This is a genomic window from Fictibacillus sp. 23RED33, assembly GCF_015903925.1.
In the GTDB taxonomy this organism is placed as follows: domain Bacteria; phylum Bacillota; class Bacilli; order Bacillales; family Fictibacillaceae; genus Fictibacillus; species Fictibacillus phosphorivorans.
The window spans coordinates 23,683-42,096 of the sequence record NZ_JACZDX010000007.1; the positions used below are offsets into that span (position 1 = coordinate 23,683).

Annotated in this window: 19 protein-coding genes; 5 read left to right on the forward strand and 14 right to left on the reverse strand. The window is 42.8% G+C overall.

The features are described 5' to 3' along the window. Positions 1-179: 179 nt before the first annotated feature. The 10 genes from IHV09_RS18285 to IHV09_RS18325 all read right to left on the reverse strand — a co-directional run bounded on the left by IHV09_RS18285 (position 180) and on the right by IHV09_RS18325 (position 9,075). Positions 180-710: a chromate transporter gene (locus IHV09_RS18285; protein WP_197190111.1), complete on the reverse strand. Its 531-nt coding sequence runs from the start codon at positions 708-710 to the stop codon at positions 180-182. Then, positions 707-1,288, reverse strand: a complete 582-nt coding sequence (locus IHV09_RS18290) for a chromate transporter (RefSeq protein WP_197265154.1) — start codon at positions 1,286-1,288, stop codon at positions 707-709. The genes IHV09_RS18285 and IHV09_RS18290 overlap by 4 nt, the downstream gene beginning before the upstream one ends. A 36-nt stretch (positions 1,289-1,324) precedes the next feature. Then, positions 1,325-2,968, reverse strand: a complete 1,644-nt coding sequence (locus IHV09_RS18295) for a gamma-glutamyltransferase family protein (protein WP_197265155.1) — start codon at positions 2,966-2,968, stop codon at positions 1,325-1,327. A 5-nt stretch (positions 2,969-2,973) separates the two neighbouring features. Then, positions 2,974-3,948 carry an ABC transporter ATP-binding protein gene (locus IHV09_RS18300; protein ID WP_197265156.1) on the reverse strand — a complete coding sequence of 325 codons (975 nt, stop codon included), beginning with the start codon at positions 3,946-3,948 and terminating at the stop codon, positions 2,974-2,976. Beyond that, positions 3,920-4,927, reverse strand: a complete 1,008-nt coding sequence (locus IHV09_RS18305) for an ABC transporter ATP-binding protein (protein ID WP_197265199.1) — start codon at positions 4,925-4,927, stop codon at positions 3,920-3,922. The genes IHV09_RS18300 and IHV09_RS18305 overlap by 29 nt, the downstream gene beginning before the upstream one ends. Before the next feature lie 9 nt (positions 4,928-4,936). After that, on the reverse strand, positions 4,937-5,983 hold the full coding sequence (locus IHV09_RS18310) for an ABC transporter substrate-binding protein (RefSeq protein ID WP_370568998.1): 1,047 nt from the start codon (positions 5,981-5,983) through the stop codon (positions 4,937-4,939). Positions 5,984-6,006: 23 nt separating this feature from the next. Further along, positions 6,007-6,435: an ABC transporter substrate-binding protein gene (locus tag IHV09_RS22850; RefSeq protein ID WP_370568999.1), complete on the reverse strand. Its 429-nt coding sequence runs from the start codon at positions 6,433-6,435 to the stop codon at positions 6,007-6,009. 16 nt (positions 6,436-6,451) lie between these two features. Continuing rightward, complete coding sequence (locus IHV09_RS18315) at positions 6,452-7,348, reverse strand: ABC transporter permease (protein WP_197265157.1); 897 nt, start codon at positions 7,346-7,348, stop codon at positions 6,452-6,454. An 18-nt stretch (positions 7,349-7,366) separates the two neighbouring features. After that, positions 7,367-8,308, reverse strand: a complete 942-nt coding sequence (gene nikB / locus IHV09_RS18320; RefSeq protein ID WP_197265158.1) for a nickel ABC transporter permease — start codon at positions 8,306-8,308, stop codon at positions 7,367-7,369. A 317-nt stretch (positions 8,309-8,625) separates the two neighbouring features. Beyond that, positions 8,626-9,075: an Lrp/AsnC family transcriptional regulator gene (locus IHV09_RS18325; RefSeq protein ID WP_191754264.1), complete on the reverse strand. Its 450-nt coding sequence runs from the start codon at positions 9,073-9,075 to the stop codon at positions 8,626-8,628. A 279-nt stretch (positions 9,076-9,354) separates the two neighbouring features. On the opposite strand from IHV09_RS18325, the gene yhfH reads away from it, so the two are divergent. The 3 genes from yhfH to aceA all read left to right on the forward strand — a co-directional run bounded on the left by yhfH (position 9,355) and on the right by aceA (position 12,843). Further along, positions 9,355-9,486 carry a protein YhfH gene (yhfH, locus tag IHV09_RS18330; protein ID WP_137791063.1) on the forward strand — a complete coding sequence of 44 codons (132 nt, stop codon included), beginning with the start codon at positions 9,355-9,357 and terminating at the stop codon, positions 9,484-9,486. Positions 9,487-9,569: 83 nt separating this feature from the next. Then, a complete protein-coding gene (gene aceB, locus IHV09_RS18335) occupies positions 9,570-11,159 on the forward strand; it encodes a malate synthase A (RefSeq protein WP_197265159.1) in 1,590 nt (529 codons plus the stop codon). Positions 11,160-11,556: 397 nt separating this feature from the next. Next, positions 11,557-12,843 carry an isocitrate lyase gene (gene aceA, locus IHV09_RS18340; protein WP_197128356.1) on the forward strand — a complete coding sequence of 429 codons (1,287 nt, stop codon included), beginning with the start codon at positions 11,557-11,559 and terminating at the stop codon, positions 12,841-12,843. Between the two features lie 79 nt (positions 12,844-12,922). Here the strand turns inward: aceA and IHV09_RS18345 are convergent, their stop codons facing one another. After that, complete coding sequence (locus IHV09_RS18345; protein WP_197265160.1) at positions 12,923-13,369, reverse strand: DUF2569 family protein; 447 nt, start codon at positions 13,367-13,369, stop codon at positions 12,923-12,925. A gap of 111 nt (positions 13,370-13,480) precedes the next feature. Here IHV09_RS18345 and IHV09_RS18350 point away from each other — a divergent pair, with 111 nt between their 5' ends. After that, positions 13,481-13,951 (forward strand): GNAT family N-acetyltransferase, encoded by a 471-nt coding sequence (locus IHV09_RS18350; RefSeq protein WP_197265161.1) that lies wholly within the window; start codon positions 13,481-13,483, stop codon positions 13,949-13,951. 260 nt (positions 13,952-14,211) lie between these two features. On the opposite strand, the gene IHV09_RS18355 is transcribed toward IHV09_RS18350, so the two are convergent. The 3 genes from IHV09_RS18355 to IHV09_RS18365 all read right to left on the reverse strand — a co-directional run bounded on the left by IHV09_RS18355 (position 14,212) and on the right by IHV09_RS18365 (position 17,113). Next, positions 14,212-15,171 carry an ABC transporter permease gene (locus IHV09_RS18355; RefSeq protein WP_197265162.1) on the reverse strand — a complete coding sequence of 320 codons (960 nt, stop codon included), beginning with the start codon at positions 15,169-15,171 and terminating at the stop codon, positions 14,212-14,214. Next, entirely contained in the window at positions 15,143-16,093 is a 951-nt protein-coding gene (locus IHV09_RS18360) for an ABC transporter ATP-binding protein (RefSeq protein WP_197265163.1), read from the reverse strand. Before IHV09_RS18360 ends, IHV09_RS18355 begins: the two co-directional genes overlap by 29 nt. Before the next feature lie 87 nt (positions 16,094-16,180). Continuing rightward, the gene (locus IHV09_RS18365; RefSeq protein ID WP_197265164.1) at positions 16,181-17,113 is read right to left on the reverse strand and encodes a DMT family transporter; all 933 of its coding nucleotides are present in this window, start codon (positions 17,111-17,113) and stop codon (positions 16,181-16,183) included. Between the two features lie 360 nt (positions 17,114-17,473). Here IHV09_RS18365 and IHV09_RS18370 point away from each other — a divergent pair, with 360 nt between their 5' ends. Beyond that, on the forward strand, positions 17,474-18,394 hold the full coding sequence (locus IHV09_RS18370) for a DMT family transporter (RefSeq protein ID WP_197190125.1): 921 nt from the start codon (positions 17,474-17,476) through the stop codon (positions 18,392-18,394). Positions 18,395-18,414: the final 20 nt, after the last annotated feature.

Consider the following 18,414-nt stretch of genomic DNA (forward strand, 5'->3'; position numbering starts at 1 on the left):
TAATGAGGTCGTTCATTACGTGGTAATTCACTTTTTTTACGAGGTAATCCGTATTTTATACGAGGTAAACTGCCATTTATACGAGGTAATCCAACATTTATCCGATTTTCGACCATAACCTACAACTCTGCAACATACAAAAAAAGCGAAACCTCAATGAAGTTCCGCTTCCCCCTAACCTAAGCCAAAAACACCGCTCCATACCCGAGTGATCCAATAATGACGAACACCGGGGACACTTTCACTTTCTCCATCAATAAAAAACTGACAGCAGCTAGAAACAGCGTGTGCATCCATCCAACGCTTATATAAGATTCTGCAAAGAACTGATACGCCATGATGCCAAGAAGTACAGCAATCGTTGGCTTTACATACGTGCTCATGTTCTTTACTCTCGGTGAGTCTTTAAATTTGTAGACGAGACCAAGAAACGCGACCATCAATAAAAGGGAAGGCGCAACGGTTGCAAACACGCCAACAAACGCCCCGAACCAGCCTCCTTCTTGAAATCCGATATACCCTGCCATCTTGGTCGCGATCGGACCAGGAAGTGCGTTTCCGAGCGCCAACACTTCTGTAAATTCATTAACAGATAGCCATTCATAGCGGTCAACGACTTCGTTTTCAATCAAGGGAATCGACGCTGGGCCACCGCCATATCCTAAGATTCCAGGTATAAAAAAGGCGAGAAAGATATGCCAAAACGTCATCCTGTCTTCTCTCCTTCCCGCACGTTTACTGTCTGTTTATTCTTTCCCTTTAAAGGTCCAAAGAGAGCGAAAGCCAATAATGCACCAATGATGATGCCAGGGTGAACACCGAGAAATTGAAGAAGGACCACGCCCGCAAAGATGTGAAGAAGGCTAAGTTTTAAACCTAATCCTTTTTTGGAGCTGTCAAAAAACTGCCACGTTAGGACAGCTAGCATCACAGCGACAACGGGAATGACTCCTTTTGTCATGCCTTGCACCCATGGTTGATCCTTAAATTCTCGGAGCGAGGTTAATAGAAGTATCATGAGAATAATGGTCGGCAGAATTGTCGCTAATAATGCAACGAAGAGACCAATAATGCCCGCTACACGATATCCGATATAACCTGCCATTTTGGTTGCGATCGGACCAGGCAGCGTGTTTCCTAGTGCCAACACATCTCCAAATTCTTCGTCGTTCATCCATTTGTATTTTCCGACTACTTCTTTATGAACCAACGGGATGGAAGAAGGACCTCCCCCATACCCCAGCATGCCCGACCGAAAGAAGGCAAGAAACAAGTTGAGATACGTCATATGATCAGTCCTTTATTCTTAGTTGAGTTTAGTAGGTTACCATGCAGCGATCGAGCCATCTGTTCTTCCTTCCGTTCCACCTGCTAATACACCAGTCTCTGGGTCTCTCCAAATGATCTGCCCTCGCCCAAAGTTCCCTGAATCTGCTGCCACTTGAACGACATGACCTCTTCTCGCTAGGTCATCAACAATATGCGGTGGAAGTGAGCGTTCGACTAGAACTTTCTTATCCTCCATCCACTGCCAGCGTGGCGCATCTAGTGCGGCTTGCGGGTTCAGATGAAAATCAACCGTGTTCATCACAACCTGTAAGTGACCTTGAGGCTGCATGTAGCCTCCCATCACACCGAAAGGACCAACGGCTTTTCCGTTCTTCGTTAAGAAGCCAGGAATAATCGTGTGATACGTCTTTTTGCCAGGAGCGAGTGCATTATCGTGATCTGGATCTAGCGAAAAATCATGTCCTCTATTCTGCAGGCCGATTCCTGTTTCAGGAACGACTACGCCAGAACCGAACCCCATGTAGTTGCTCTGAATAAATGAGACCATATTGCCTTCTTCATCTGCCGTTGCCAGATAGACCGTTCCACCACTTGGCGGTGTGCCGGGTTCTGGCTGAAGAGCTTCACTACCGATCAAGTCTCTTCGTTTTGCAGCATAGCTCTCCGACAACAATCCTTCAACTGATACATTCATCCTAAGTGGGTCTGTTACATATTTTTTCGCATCCACAAAGGCTAGTTTGATGGCTTCGATCTGTTTATGATAACTTTCCGCTGATTCTTTTTCGGTAAAATCATACCCTTTTAGCGTATTTAGTGCCATGAGTGCAACGATTCCTTGACCGTTCGGCGGAATCTCCCAAACATCGTATCCTCTGTAGTTCACACTGATCGGTTTCACCCACTGTGGATAAAAGGTAGCGAGATCCTCACTTCGGAGAAATCCGCCGTGCGCTTCTGACGCCTCGCTTATTTTTTGTGCAAGTGTTCCTCTATAAAAGGATTCTGATTTCGTTTCTGCGATATCTCGTAATGTGCTTGCATGGTGAGGTGAACGCCAAATTTCTCCTACTTCTGGCGCACGTCCGTCTGGCGCAAAGGTTTGGAACCAGTTCTCGAACTCCTCGCCCTTTAATTCACGCTTGTACGTTTCATATGCTTTGCGCCAGTACTTACCGAGAATAGGCGTCAATGGGTAGCCTTCTTCTGCGTAAGAAATCGCTGGTTGCAGCACCTCTTTAAACGGTAGCTTGCCAAATCGGTTGGATAGTTCCGCCCAAGCAGCGGGTGCACCTGGCACCGTAACAGGCAGCCAGCCAAACTTTGGCATGATATCATGTCCCGCTTTCTTTACTTCTTCGATCGAGATGCTCCTTGGTGCTGGACCACTCGAGTTCAAGCCATGCAGTTCACCATTCATCCAGACGAGTGCGAACGCATCCCCACCAATCCCATTCGATGTGGGCTCAACAACCGTTAGGCAAGCTGCGGTAGCAATGGCTGCGTCAACTGCATTCCCACCCTTTTTTAACATATCAAGCCCCGCTTGTGCGGCGAGGGGCTGACTCGTCGCAACCATCCCTTTTTTCGAAAAAACGCTCATTCGATCTGAATGATAAGGGTTATGAAGGGCATTGTACTGAAGTTTTTGTTGTGTATCCTGTATCGTTTGATTCATGCTTCTCACCTTTCGTGGCAGGCGATAAAATGACCTTCATCAATTTCGCGCCATGCGGGTTTTTCTGTTGAACATTTGCTTTGTGCGATTGGACAACGCGTATGGAACGGACATCCGGTTGGTGGATTAGAAGGACTAGGCAGATCGCCTTTTAACCGGATACGTTCTCTCTTTCTCCCAACAGTCGGTCTTGGTATGGCAGACAATAACGCCTCCGTATATGGATGTGTCGGATTTTCGTACAGCTTATGAACAGGTGCGAGTTCCACCATCTGACCGAGGTACATAACGAGTACCCGATTGCAGAGATGACGCACTACACCAAGGTCATGCGACACAAATAGATAGGTTAGGCCATGCTTTTCTTGAAGATCACGTAAAAGTTTGATCACTTGTGCTTGGACGGAAACATCTAATGCTGACACAGGTTCATCACATACGATAAAGGATGGATTGATCGAGATCGCACGTGCTATCCCGATTCGCTGGCGCTGACCGCCACTAAATTCGTGCGGATAGCGCTCATAGTGTTCTTCTTTTAGACCAACCTCGTTTAAAAGTTGAAGGACCTTTTCTCTCCGTTCTAAAGAGGATAGATTCGTATGGATGATCAGCGCTTCTTCTAGAGCATCACCAATCCGTTGTTTTGGGTTAAGTGAGGCATACGGATCCTGAAAAATCATCTGCATCTCTTTTTTATAAGGCATTAATTGTCTCGATGAATAGTTACTAATGTTATTCCCGTTAAAGACGAGTTCTCCTTCTGTCAGCGATTCAAGTCCAAGGATCGTTCTTCCGAGCGTCGATTTGCCGCAGCCGGATTCACCAACAACACCTAGTGTCTCTCCTTTATAAATATCAAGCGTGATTCCGTCAACTGCCTTCACATGGTTCTTTACTCGCTGCAGGATGCCGCCTCGCACAGGAAAGTGCTTTTTTACATTTTTAACGCTATAAAGAACTTGCTCGTCTACCGCCATTCTGTTCGACCCCCTCTTCTTGCAGCCAGCATCTTACACTCTGTTTATCTGTAACGTGAAATGTTTTTGGAGATTGTTCCATACATTTATCAACAGCATACGGACAGCGCGGATGAAAACGGCATCCCGAAATCTGCTCATGTAGCATCGGCATCGATCCTGCGATCGGCTTCAGATCAAATTCTGGATCATCAACATTCGGTACAGAAGCTAACAAGCCTTTTGTATAAGGATGCTGTGGATTTTCAAAGATTTCTTCCACACGGCCTTCTTCAATTATTTCTCCTGCATACATCACGATCACTCGATCAGCAATCTCGGCGACAACTCCCATATCATGCGTGATCATAATCATGCTCATGTCGAGCTGTTCTTTTAAATCGTTCAGAAGGTCGATGATTTGAGCCTGAATGGTCACATCAAGTGCTGTTGTCGGTTCGTCAGCGATCAACAGAGACGGGTTGCATGATAGTGCGATCGCGATCATGACGCGCTGTCTCATCCCTCCGCTCAACTCATGCGGAAATTGATTCATCCGTTCGACAGGCGAAGGAATCCCAACCATCTTTAAGAGCTCAATTCCTCTCATATGTGCTTGTTTTTTTGATAGCTTCAAATGGATCATCAATGGTTCACGAATCTGAAAACCTACTGTAAATACTGGGTTTAAAGCTGTCATCGGTTCCTGAAAAATCATAGATACTTCGTTTCCGCGCACCTTCTGCATCTGTTTTGGTGACATCTCGGCAAGATTTCTTTGATTAAAGAAGATCGAACCGTCTGCTATCATTCCATTTGATGGCAGAAGTCCCATGATAGAAAGAGCTGTGATACTTTTACCACAGCCCGACTCTCCAACGATACAGAGTGTTTCTCCTTTTTTCACCGAAAAAGAAGCGCCACGGACAGCCGGCAATGGACCGTCCGCTGATTTAAACGTTGTCACTAGATCTTTTACCTCTAAAACAGTCTCTTTCATCATCCATCCCTACTCTCTATAAACGCCGTATAATGACCACTGTCCTGTAGGTTCCATCTCAAAGCCTTTAACAGATTTATCGTAAGCGGCTGACGCGATGCCATGGTAGATCGGCAGAACCGGCAGCTGTGTCATCACATATTCATCTGCTTTTGTTAAGATTTCCTTACGCTGTTCTTGATCCACAACAGAACGAGATTGATCGATCAGCTTATCGAGCTCAGCATCTTTATAACGGCTTAAGTTTGTCGCATCAATGTTTGCAGAATGAAGTCGTGGAAACAATAATTCACTTCCATCTCCTGTAACGTTCGACCAGCCGGCAATCGTAATATCAAAGTCACCTTTTTTCGAAACATCCAGGTAAGTACCCCACTCGATCGTCTCGATGTTTGCGTTTATCCCCGCTTCTTTTAACTGTGACTGAATGACTTCAGCCATGTTCATATACTGACTTGTATTAGCAGCTAGTATTTTAATCTCTTTTTTATCAAACCCGTTATCTTTCACAAGTTTCTTCGCTTCTGCCTGATCAAATTTTGGTCCCTTATCACTGCTTTCGTTATGCCCAAAAACTTCTGGTCCGATGAAGCTGTTCGAGTAAACTCCGAGACCATTTAACTTTTTCAAGTATCCTTCACGATTGATCGCTTGAGAAACCGCTTGTCTGAACTTTAAGTCGTTCATCGGTGCTTTTTCCATGTTAAATGCCAAGTAGTAAACGGGTGTTCCATCTTTCTTCTGAATATCAACGTTCTTAATCTTCTCTAGACGCGGCATCAGTTCAGGCGCCAGCCCATCGATCAACTGAACTTTTCCTGTCTGCAGCATAGAGATCGCGGTTGATACTTCAGGAACGACTGTAAACGTTAGCTTTTTGAGTTTGGCCGGCTTCTGCCAATAGTCCTTGTTCTTCACGAGTACGATGTCATCGCCGTTTACTTTTTCAGAGAACGTAAATGGTCCTGTTCCTACTGGATCTTTCATAAGATCTTGCTTTTGATCAGCTGTTGGAGATACGATGGCCGCATTTGAGTGTGTTAAGGCCGCAAGCATCGGTCCATAAGGCTTCTCTGTTTTTAAAACAACCGTGCTAAAAGTGATGCACGGGGTGCTGCTGTCTTTGGATCTTTTAATTTATCAAACGTGTATTTAACAGATTCTGCGTTGAACGGAGTCCCATCGTGAAATTTTATATCTTTCTTCAACTTGATCACCCACGTGTTTTCGTCTGGGTTTTCATAGGATTCTGCAAGGTGTGGAACGATTTCGCCTTTATTATCTCGAACAAATAACGTTTCATAGATCTGTTCGATCACTGTAGATGAAACAGAATCGTTTGTTAGGATTGGTGATAGACCTACCACTTTAGAAGTCGTTGCATAGGTTAGCTCTTGTTCAGCTTTCCCTGCACTTCCGCCTGATGAAGAATTGCTGCTGCAACCTACTAAAGCCAGTGACAATACAAAAAGAACCGTTAGCAAACTAGCAAACCACTTTTTTCCCATACGTCATATCCCCCTCTTATTTGTCTAAACTCATTCCTTGATCTAATGCGTCACGAAGCGCATCACCGACAACATTAAACGCAAACACAACTAGCATGATGGCAATTCCCGGAATCACGATCATATGAGGTGATGTCCACATGTACTCCTGTCCTGCAGCAATCATTGCACCCCATTCAGGCGTTGGTGGCTGTGCCCCTAAGCCTAGGAAACTTAATGATGCCGTTGATAGAATCGCAGTTGCCATCCTCATCGTCGCAAAGACGATAATAGGAGCCATACAATTGGGAAGGACATGCCTGACCATGATCCGAAGGTCACTTGCTCCAAGTGATCGCATCGCGATAATGTACTCTTGCTTCTTAATGGAGAGAACACTTCCGCGGACGATACGCGCACACGTTGGAATCGACCAGATACTGATCGCAATTACGACGTTCACAAGGCTTGTCCCTAAGATCGCGATGATCAGCATAGCTAGCAGAATACCAGGAAAAGCAAACATTAAATCTACGAACCTCATAATGATGCCGTCGAGTCTTCTATAGTAACCAGATAGTAAGCCAAGTACGACTCCGCCCACTAAACCAAGAGATACAGCACCGATTCCTACTAACAACGAGATCCTCGCCCCATATACGATTCTGCTCCAGATATCTCGTCCATAATTATCCGTTCCTAGCCAATGTCCTTCTGTTCCAATTGGCAGTTCACTCAGTTCCAAGTTCTGTTTGTTCGGATCCACTCCTACGATGACTGGAGCTGCAAGAGCCATAAACAGCTGAAGAGCAATGATGACGAGACCGATGATAGCCATCTTATTCTTGATGAGCCGTTTCCACGTTTTGAAAAGCGCAAACTCTTTCTTTTTCTTATGTGACGGTAACTGCTGTGTTACTACTTCCGTTGACATGTTATCCCCCCTTCGCGTTTATTCGTAACTGATCCTTGGATCAATAAAGGCGTATACAATATCGACAATTAAGTTCACTAAGACGAACAGTGTGGCTACAAGAAGAACCGATCCTTGAACCATCGGAAAATCACGAGCTGCAATAGACTCAATCATGAGCCTGCCAACCCCATTGATAGCAAAAACAGATTCTGTAATGATGGTGCCTCCAAGTAAGAAACCAAAATTCAAGCCGATCACTGTAATCACAGGGATCATTGCGTTTCGAAGACAATGCATCATGATGACTGTTTTTTCACGAACGCCTTTCGCCCTAGCCGTTCTTACATAATCTGCTCGGATAACTTCCAACATCGCCGATCGACTCATTCTAGCGATCATGGCGGCTGAGCCTGTCCCAAGAGTAATAGCAGGAAGTGCGAGTTGTTTCATTCCTTCGATGGTCCAGAACGGTTCGGTTAATCCTCCAACAGGAAACCATTGAAGGTTAACGGCGAAAATAAGGATTAATATGGCACCTAACCAAAAGTTAGGAATGGAGATTCCCCCGAGAGCAATAATGGTACTCAATCCGTCAAACCAGGTGTTATGCTTTAATGCTGATATGATTCCTGCCGTTACACCGATTACAATCGCAACAATAATGCTTGCGATAGCCAGGTTCAGTGTGTTTGGGAAACGGTCGATAATCGCTTCTGACACCGCTTGTTTTGTCTGATAAGAGAACCCTAAGTCACCTGCAAAAATGCCTTTTAAGTAATCGAAATATTGAGCGAGCAACGGCTCATTTAGTCCAAGATTTTCTCTGATCGCTTCAACGTCTTCTTGAGTCGCCGTCGGTCCGCCGATAATACTTGCCGGATCACCTGGCGCAATATGCATACTCATAAAAACAATGAATGAAATACCGATTAATAAGAGCATTAGCTGAAAAACACGCCTTACAATCAAACCTGCCATTTTCTCTTCACCTCTCCCCTTTTTTCACTTTTTCGGTACAATTAAGTAGAAATGACCTCCGTTTGTTAACCAAAAATCAAATATAAACTAACAAACGTTTTATATTGTTTCTGATTATAAAATATATTCAGAATATTTTCTATATAAAATCATAATTTGGTTCTTTGTTCCCGTACCTATGTAAGTGGACATAAACTAATGCACTACTAAACGTTTTTGAGATAGGAAGATGCACCTAGTTGATATAATTGCTTCACTAGAATAATAAAAGAGGATTCGAAATGGATAGCTGTCCATTCGAATCCTCTTTGTATTCTTTATAGTTTTAGCCCTGATCGGCTCTTGAATCTTCGGAGTAGAATATGTGATTCTACTCTCGAAATACCTTTGATGCCATAAAGTTCATTATTGATAAACTTCTCTAACGAAGGAAAATCTTCTACCAATACGTGCATATGTAATGTGCTTGGCCCTGTCATCTGGTAGCAGCTTGCGACACTTGGATTATTCACGAGTTTCTCTGCTACTTTTACTAAATAGGCTGGTTCACAGTCCACTTCAAAGAAAGCTGAAACGGTCTTTCCTGCTGCTTCTGAGTCAATCACCACACTGAACTTTTCTATTACTCCCGCTTTTCTCATCTGATTAACACGTTCGCGAACAGATACACGGGAAAGGCTTAATTCCTTACCGATCTCTGCATAAGACATTCTACCGTCTTGTGTTAGCAGCTCTAATATTTTTCGATCTGTATCATCTATTTTCAAATCAATCACCACGCTTACATTGAATGAATTCATTGTAAGCGTTATTTTCTCAAAATTCAAATAAGGGCTAAAAATGCAATGTGTTCACCCTGTATTACAACAGTTTTAAAATATTTAACACATTCCAAGAAACCCAGTCATAACAAGGATAAACAGTTGGACAGATGACTCAATTTTATAAAAAACAAGAAAATGTTATAAAACAGGTGTTGCAAAAAATAAACTGTTATAATACAATGCATTATAATCAAATCAAAAACAAAACAGGAGGAATTTAAAATGAAAAATTACTTGGAGCTTCACCGTAATATTCCTAAGAAGACGTGTTCGGAATGTGGATGTGTGATCGAGGAACAACATGAATCTTATCTTTATGAGTGCGAGCGCTGCATGGGAAAACACGAGAGGTAAATTTTTTTACCTCTTCTGTTATATAACAATAATATTTTAAGTGCATCTGTTTAATAACATGTTTAGAAAGGACTGTGTAATAAGTGACGATTGAAACTACTAATCTACAAGTGTTAGGCGACATTACCCCAGCGTATGAAAAAATATTAACACCAGGTAGCATTCTTTTCTTAAAGTCATTGCACCTTCACTTTAACAACACCCGCAAAGAACTTCTGAAACAACGTAAAGCGAGGCAAAGTGAAATAGATGCTGGGATCATGCCTACCTTTTTACCAGAAACCGAACATATCCGTAACAGTGATTGGACCATCTCACCACTTCCCCAAGATCTTCAAGACCGGCGAGTAGAGATCACAGGTCCTGTTGACCGCAAAATGGTGATAAACGCGCTTAACTCAGGAGCTAAGCTATTCATGGCAGATCTTGAAGATTCCAACTCTCCTACTTGGGAGAACACGATTGATGGTCAGATCAACTTAAAGGATGCCGTTAACCGCTCTATTTCTTTTGATAATGGAAACGGAAAAACGTATACATTGAACGAAAAGACCGCCACGCTCATCGTACGTCCACGTGGCTGGCATCTTGAAGAAAAACATATTGTTGTCGACAACGAACCGATGTCTGGTAGCTTAGTAGATTTTGGCCTTTATTTTTACCACAATGCAAAGACACTGATCGAAAATGGGTCTGGACCGTATTTCTATCTTCCCAAAATGGAAAGTCATAAAGAAGCTCGCCTTTGGAATGATGTGTTTATTTACGCACAAGAACAGCTAGGGATTCCACGAGGTACCATTAAAGCAACTGTACTCATCGAGACCATTGTTGCGGCTTTTGAGATGGACGAAATTTTATACGAGCTTCGTGAACATTCCGCAGGCGTTAACTGTGGTAGATGGGATTATATTTTCAGCTATATTAAGAAGTTCCGTAATCAGCCACACGTCATTCTTCCTGATCGCTCGCTCGTTACAATGACTGTTCCGTTCATGAGATCGTATTCTCTTTTGGCCATAAAAACGTGCCATAAACGAAACGCCCCTGCGATCGGTGGAATGGCTGCTCAGATTCCAATTAAAAACGATGAAGCTGCGAATGCCGCTGCTTTTGAAAAAGTTCGTGCTGACAAAGAGCGCGAGGCTTCTGACGGTCATGACGGGACATGGGTTGCCCATCCGGGACTCGTGCCTGTTGCTATGGAAGTATTTGACCGCATCATGCCAACACCTAATCAGATCGATCGAAAACGTGAAGATGTAGTCGTAACGGCTGATGATTTAGTGGCTGTACCAGAAGGCGAAATCACAGAAGAAGGTTTGCGCGTCAACATTAGTGTCGGCATCCAATACATCGCCTCTTGGCTGAGAGGTAAAGGAGCTGCACCAATCAACCATCTCATGGAAGATGCAGCTACGGCAGAAATCTCACGAGCTCAAGTATGGCAATGGATCAGACACCCTAAAGGTATTTTACGCGACGGACGCAAAGTGACGTTCGAGCTGGTAGAGGAACTAAAGTTGCAGGAAGTTCAAAAGTTAAAGCAAGGAATGAATGAGGCGTCATTCAATTCTGGCCGTTTTATGGAAGCAGTTGCGTTGTTTGATGAGCTGATTCGCAATAATGAGTTTCAAGATTTCTTAACTAATCGAGGTTATGAGGTTTTGTAGGTATATCTTTTTATCAATTTTTTGTTCCAACTTTTAGATTTTCATATTAATTAATGAATGATTAACCCATTTCATGGAGTATCAGCCCGATTATAGAACCCCTAACCTTGTGAGAAGTTTGTATTGATCATAGTTGAGAAGAAATAAGGGCTTTACCGAGCGAAACGATAGTGTTTGTGCGCGAAACAACTGACTTTTTGAGTGAAATGAGGGGTTTTTGGAGCGAAACAGTGTCCTGTTTGAGCGAACATGTAACAAATATAAAAACACGTACCATAAAACCAAAATTCTTAATATCTCAAAATGCCCGCGTTCCAATTGCATTAAGAGATTTATCTAATTATGTCTAAGAATCATCAACTCACAAAAAACTAATAAACCCTAAGGAGAGAGATTAATGAATCAATCACGTGTGGAAAAATTACAGGATATGTGGCAAAACGAAGAGCGCTGGTCAGGAGTTCAGCGTCCTTATACAGCAGAAGAGGTTATTCGTTTACGCGGGTCCATCGATATCGAGCATACACTTGCTAAAAAGGGCTCCGAAAAATTTTGGGATCTCCTTCAAAACGAAACATATGTAAACGCTTTAGGAGCACTAACGGGAAATCAGGCTGTTCAGCAAGCAAAGGCAGGTCTGAAAGCCGTATACTTAAGCGGTTGGCAGGTCGCAGCAGATGCCAACCTTTCTGGAAACATGTATCCTGACCAAAGTTTATATCCAGCAAACTCTGTGCCACACGTGGTAAAACGCATCAACTCTGCTCTTCAGCGCGCTGATCAGATTCAGCACATGGAAGGCGGAAACGAAGTCGATTACTTCCTTCCGATCGTTGCAGATGCAGAAGCTGGTTTTGGCGGACAACTGAACGTTTTCGAACTGATGAAAGGCATGATTGAATCTGGAGCGTCGGCTGTTCACTTTGAAGATCAGTTATCATCTGAGAAAAAGTGCGGACATCTAGGTGGAAAAGTACTATTGCCGACGATGACGGCTGTACGTAACTTAATCTCTGCTCGTCTTGCGGCAGATGTTATGGGCACGCCAACGATTCTGATCGCCCGTACAGATGCTGATGCTGCAGATTTGATCACGAGTGACATCGATCCAGTCGACCGCGCTTTTATTACAGGTGAGCGAACAGCTGAAGGCTTTTATCGTACGAATGCTGGCCTTGATCAAGCGATCGCACGAGGACTTGCCTATGCACCTTACGCGGATTTGATCTGGTGCGAAACGAGTGAACCGAACTTAGAACAAGCGCAGCGTTTTGCCGATGCAATCCATGAGCAGTTCCCTGGTAAACTATTAGCTTACAACTGTTCTCCTTCTTTTAACTGGAAAAAGAAACTGGATGACGCAACAATTGAAACGTTCCAGCAGCAGCTTGCAGCGATGGGCTATAAGTTCCAGTTCGTAACGTTGGCTGGTTTCCACGCGCTGAACCATAGCATGTTCGAACTAGCAAAAGGCTATAAAGCGAGAGGTATGGGTGCTTATTCTGAGTTGCAGCAAAGAGAGTTTGATAGTGAGATCGATGGCTATACGGCAACGCGCCACCAGCGTGAAGTAGGAACAGGCTATTTTGATGAAGTCACACAGCTCGTTTCGGGTGGTACAGCTTCAACAACAGCTCTAAAAGGATCTACAGAAGAAGATCAATTTCAGTCACAAAAAGCGTAGAGATAGAGTTATTGGATAGGAGATATATAGATATATAGAAGAAAGGACAGGAGCAGATGCCCTTGTCCTTTTTTAGAGTCTAATTTACAAATGTATTGTGAACGCGCCACGATTTCTTTGCATACGTGGACCAGATGAAAAACGCTAATAGAGCAGAAGCTGAGTTTACAAAAGGCGTTCCTGTATTCACTTCATCTACAAACAGAAGCAGAATATCTGTTAGAACCGCAAAGATTAACGTGATCTGAAGCAAAAATACCCACGTCTTTACGAACGCTTTCTTCTTCGTAAAAAATAGATAGAGAAGATAGATATTCAATCCGATCAATCCAATATTAAAGATTAATTCTCCATATACAACGTATTTTAATAATAACGAATGGAATTTATAACCTTTGATCGCATCAAATCCCACTTGTACAGCATTTAGTTTAAACGGCAACGCTAAAAGTAGTCCAGCTCCTACTAATAACAGCCATCCCCCTAAACCTTTCAGATCTTCTTTTTGTTTTGTTTGGGTTTCCAATGTTTGTCCTCTTTCTAATGTTTGTCTTTTCGCACTTCTATTTTCCATGAAGGATAAAGTGACTCTATACGGAATATTATATCTAAAATTAAACATGTCAGGAGTCATGTTATGGAAATTATAAAAACGGCTACTGTTTTTGATGCTGCTGAAATACTTGCGCTACAAAAAATGGCTTATGTGAGTGAGGCTGAACTATACGGCAACTATGATATTCAGCCTCTTACACAATCGGTTACTGATGTGGAAGAAAGCATAAGAACCCACCACGTATTAAAGTATCTTCTTAACGGTAAAATCATTGGCTCCGTCAAAGCTCATGAAAATGAAGGAACGTGTTTTATTGGTAAGCTCATGGTTCATCCTAATTTTCAAAACAGAGGAATCGGAAGAAAGTTAGTACAGGAGATTGAGCAATTGTTCGCTGGATCGCGTTACGAATTATACACTGGCAGCAAAAGCGTTAAGAATATCTCTTTTTACGAAAAGTTAGGCTATAAAGCGTTTAAAACACATAAATTAGACTTTGAAGAAACCATCTTTGTTTTTATGGAAAAGCAGCCTGTATTGTTAAAAAAATAAGGCTGTTTTCGTAAACCTTGTTGCTCTTGGAAGTGTTGATTTCCGTTCTAGGTTGCTCGCTTTCCACGGGGCAGGCGCTGAGCCACATTCGTACGTTTCACTCTTAAGGTCTCAGCTGCCCGCCTGTCCCGTAGGAGTCTCGCACCTTCCACTACAATCAATTGTCAAAGGTGACATGGGTACAAAGCAACAATCTTTTAGAAAAGAGCGAAAAATAAAGTAAAGAGGCTGATACGAGAGTCAGCCTCTTACTCGTTCTATTAAGCTTTTACATCGCGCTTTTGGAAAACTGTAAACGTAATCGCGAGCATGATCACAGTGTATACCGCGAGCACACTAATGGAGAACGGCAGCGTTAAATCCTTAACCATCTGGTTCTGTCCATCGATCAATACACTAAGATCCATATTGGCGAACAATGTGTAGATCACCCAGTCTTTTGTAGCAAGAAGTGTAACAATAATGTTTCCGGCAAACATTGTAAACATTGCTACACCGATTGCCACCGAGTTACTCAAGAACAGAGTTGAGATCATGAATGACATAGCCACAAGTGTTGTTAATTCGATAAATTCTACTCCAATGTTAGCAAACACGTACTCCACGATCAGCCTTTCTTTCACTTGCCCATCTTCTGCTGTGATCAAGTACGACTGATCCATGCCTCCAAATCCATAGGCAAGGCCACCAACAAGCCATGTCACTAAGATGACAACGAGCCACATCAAGAACGCAAAGCCAAGCGTTGCAACGAATTTAGATAAAAGAATCTTCCACCTGCTATAAGGGCGGATCAGAAGCATCTTGATCGTCCCTTTTGCAAATTCATTCGATACGATATCACTAGCCACTACGATTACAAACAATCCGATAAAGATTGAGATCCAAGCCATGTCTTTCATGAACTGCCATGCAGTTGTTTCATAAGGAGAGATATCATTAGCGATGGCGTATTCGTTCTGCTTGATGTTTGATTCTAGAAACTCGGTTGAAAAATCATCACCGTTATTTTTTTTCATTTCTTCTAAAGCTTTCTTATCATCCTTAACAGTTTGCGTCAGTTCTTGCTTCCAATTTTCATTTACTTCAACATCTGTTGTTGCTTTGTCATAAACAGCGATACCGATAATGATAACGATTGGAATGGCAAGGAAGATCCATGTGCGCATGCGGCTAAAAATTTTAATCCACTCATTCGTTAACAGGGATAGCCACTTCATTCAGATCTCCCCCTTTCTTTGTCATTTCTAAGAATCGTTCTTCGAGCGTCTTCGTTTTGCGTTGGATCCCCACAACGAGGACGCCTGCTAGAACAAGTTGTTTATTAAGTTCTGCAATGGATCGTACGTCCGATGTTTGGACAATTAGTTCCTGTGCCGACTCTGTGACGTTCAGCTCTTCGTTCATTTTGATAAGTACTTGTTTTGCCTGCGAAACGTCGCCTTCGATTTGGAAGTGAACCTTCACGTCTGCTTCGTCTTCCTGGTTTAGAATTTCATCGATACGGACCAGTTTTCCGTTTTGAATAATGGCAACACGGTCGCACATCATCTGCATCTCAGCAAGCATGTGTGAAGATACGATTACAGAAGTTCCATTGTTTGCTAGCAGACGCAAATAGTTACGAAGATCATAAATTCCTTGTGGATCGAGTCCGTTCGTCGGTTCGTCCAGGATTAACACGTTCGGCTTATGTAAAAGTGCCTGAGCTACACCCAGTCGCTGTCTCATACCAAGCGAGTATGTTTTTACTTTATCGTGAATCGCGTACTTCAGATCAACGAGTTCAATGACTTCGTCAATTCTTTCCTTTGTCACATCCGGCATGATCCTCGCATATTGCATGAGGTTTTTATAGCCTGTCATATAATCGTACAGCTGCGGGTTTTCAACGATTGCACCAACGCGTTCCATCGCTTTTTCAAAGTTACCTCGAATGTTGTCACCGTTGATCAGAACGTCTCCGTCCGTAATAGAGATCAGCCCAACGATCATTCGAATCGTTGTCGTCTTACCCGCCCCGTTCGGACCGAGCAGACCGAAAATCTCACCTTCTCTTACAGAAAACGATAGATCATCCACAATGGTCTTGCCTTTGATCTTTTTCGTTAAGTTCTTAAGTTCTAACGTATGTGTTGTCATGTGCTCCCCAATTCCTCCTATCATAACTCTCTCTTTTCACATTCTAATACGAGTGAATCATAAGAAAAGTTTCGTAAATTTTGTAAATTATTTACTTATCACTTTAACGCTTCTACTTGCCTTTTGTATATGCTTTTCTTTTTTTGTAACGCGTGTTGAGATAAAAACACCTAGTATAACGAGCATACCTCCAGCTGCTTGATACCATGCGAGCGTTTCGTCGATAAAAAGAACAGCAAAGATCGCAGCAAACACAGGAATAAGGTTCAAAAAGACTCCAGCTTTACTCGGCCCGACCCGCTCAACCGCTGTATTCCAGGACATGAACGCAACGATCGATGCAAAGATTCCCGTATAAAGAATGGTTGCGATAGTAGCTAATGACCATACAATTTCTTTAGTTTGCATCTCTACTATTGAAAATGGCAGCAAGATGAGGATGCCAAGAAATGCCGTTACAACAAACGTGCTGTATGTAGGGAGAATCCCCGCATATCTTCGAATAAGAAGCGAATAAATACTCCAGCAGATAACAGCCCCAATCACGATCAAGTCACCTTTATTAAACGACAGCTGCAGTAAAACAGCGAGTGAGCCTTTAGAGATAATAAATAGAAGTCCAACGAGTGAAAGTAACGCTCCTGCCACCTGTTTGGTGTTAAGCTTCTCTTTGAGAAAAACAAACGACAATAGGAAGAGCAGAATCGGTGTTGATGTGTTAACGATGGATGCATTTATTGACGTCGTATAGTGCAGGGCAATGTATAAAAGCGTGTTAAAGCCCGTGATCCCAGTGATCGATAAGATAAGGACGACTTGCCAGTGTTTTTTTAGCATCGGCCACTCTTTTCGTAAAAACGGGACCGCGAACGGAAGAAAAATGAGAAATGCGATGCACCATCGCAAAAAAGAGAGTGTTACTGGCGGTAAACTGCTCGCTATCGCACGTCCAATCACAAAATTCCCGCCCCATATTAAGTTTGCGATCACTAAAAGTACATACGGGTTAACTCTTTGCATGCTGTGGATCACCTCTTTTTTAGAGATTAAGTCGTTTTGGGGTTCAATAAGGTCGTTTTCATAGCAGATTAAGTCTAATCAGCCACGCATTAAGTCAAAACAGCGACCAATTAAGTCAAAAATCAAAAATAAAGGCGATTCGACAAAATGGAACCTGACAGACCCTTTATCAACAACTTCAAAATCATTTTCTCCCACTATAGCAGACTACCTTTTAAAGTAGATATGGTCATTTCGCCTCAATCTAAAATTTGTAAGCTTTTTTCCTGTAAATCCACTTTGAATGCTGTACAATGGAAATTAAAATCATTGAAATACTTTACTTTATGAAGTAAAAAGCAGAAGAAAGAAGATGACATAATGAAAGCGTATCGGACGTATGTGATTTTATTCCTAGTGATGGTGGTGTGGGGGTTAAACGTAACCGCGACGAAAATTTTGGTTACGAACTTTTTGCCTGTTACAATCACTGGAATTCGTGTTCTAACTGCGGGCTTAACCGTATTTCTGCTTCTCTCTATAATAAAAAAAGTTCGGTGGCTTACGAAAAAAGAGTTTTGGTATGTCTTTCTGGCGTCGATCTTTAATGTTGTTGCGCATCATTATTTTTTATCCATCGGGTTAACCGAAACAACAGCCACGAACGGCGGGTTGATCATGGGAATGTCGCCACTTCTAACGACTATTCTTGCCATCTCGTTTTTAGGAACACCTCTTACGCTCTTAAAATCGATCGGACTTCTTCTTGGGTTCTCAGGTGTTGCATTCATCGTTTTAGAAGGAAACAGTCAGGTAGCAGGAATCTCGTTCGGTGACGGATACATTTTATTATCTGTTCTCACGCAAGCTGTAAGCTTTATCCTGATCAAGCGTGTGGCGCACACGTTAGATCCACGACTCATGACCGGCTATATGATGGTGATCGGTTCACTGTTCCTGATCGTAATCGGATTGATCGAAGAGCCACAAGGATTTGCAGGAGTTGTTGAGAATTCGACCGTTTCGCTATGGCTGATCTATTTCGCTTCAGCTTGTATTGCGACAGCAGTCGGTCATATGCTCTATAATGAGGCCATCGGTAAAATCGGAGCATCAGAAGCTTCCATCTTTATTAACCTGAATCCATTTTTCGCTCTTGTGGGTGCGTATCTCTTTTTAGGTGAACAAATCTTGTTTCAGCATGTTTTCGGATTTCTGCTTATCATCACAGGTGTCCTCTTAGGATCTGGTGCTGTTGAAGAGATTCGGAACAAAAGATTGCGCAAAAAACACGCGGCATAAAGAGAGCATCATACGAACAT

Coding starts and splice junctions, on each gene's coding strand:
- IHV09_RS18285 (WP_197190111.1), bottom strand. CDS start 710: ATGACGTTTTGGCATATCTTTCTCGCCTTTTTTATACCTGGAATCTTA.
- IHV09_RS18290 (WP_197265154.1), bottom strand. CDS start 1,288: ATGACGTATCTCAACTTGTTTCTTGCCTTCTTTCGGTCGGGCATGCTG.
- IHV09_RS18295 (WP_197265155.1), bottom strand. CDS start 2,968: ATGAATCAAACGATACAGGATACACAACAAAAACTTCAGTACAATGCC.
- IHV09_RS18300 (WP_197265156.1), bottom strand. CDS start 3,948: ATGGCGGTAGACGAGCAAGTTCTTTATAGCGTTAAAAATGTAAAAAAG.
- IHV09_RS18305 (WP_197265199.1), bottom strand. CDS start 4,927: ATGAAAGAGACTGTTTTAGAGGTAAAAGATCTAGTGACAACGTTTAAA.
- IHV09_RS18310 (WP_370568998.1), bottom strand. CDS start 5,983: ATGCTTGCGGCCTTAACACACTCAAATGCGGCCATCGTATCTCCAACA.
- IHV09_RS22850 (WP_370568999.1), bottom strand. CDS start 6,435: ATGGGAAAAAAGTGGTTTGCTAGTTTGCTAACGGTTCTTTTTGTATTG.
- IHV09_RS18315 (WP_197265157.1), bottom strand. CDS start 7,348: ATGTCAACGGAAGTAGTAACACAGCAGTTACCGTCACATAAGAAAAAG.
- nikB (WP_197265158.1), bottom strand. CDS start 8,308: ATGGCAGGTTTGATTGTAAGGCGTGTTTTTCAGCTAATGCTCTTATTA.
- yhfH (WP_137791063.1), top strand. CDS start 9,355: ATGAAAAATTACTTGGAGCTTCACCGTAATATTCCTAAGAAGACGTGT.
- aceA (WP_197128356.1), top strand. CDS start 11,557: ATGAATCAATCACGTGTGGAAAAATTACAGGATATGTGGCAAAACGAA.
- IHV09_RS18350 (WP_197265161.1), top strand. CDS start 13,481: ATGGAAATTATAAAAACGGCTACTGTTTTTGATGCTGCTGAAATACTT.
- IHV09_RS18355 (WP_197265162.1), bottom strand. CDS start 15,171: ATGAAGTGGCTATCCCTGTTAACGAATGAGTGGATTAAAATTTTTAGC.
- IHV09_RS18360 (WP_197265163.1), bottom strand. CDS start 16,093: ATGACAACACATACGTTAGAACTTAAGAACTTAACGAAAAAGATCAAA.
- IHV09_RS18365 (WP_197265164.1), bottom strand. CDS start 17,113: ATGCAAAGAGTTAACCCGTATGTACTTTTAGTGATCGCAAACTTAATA.
- IHV09_RS18370 (WP_197190125.1), top strand. CDS start 17,474: ATGAAAGCGTATCGGACGTATGTGATTTTATTCCTAGTGATGGTGGTG.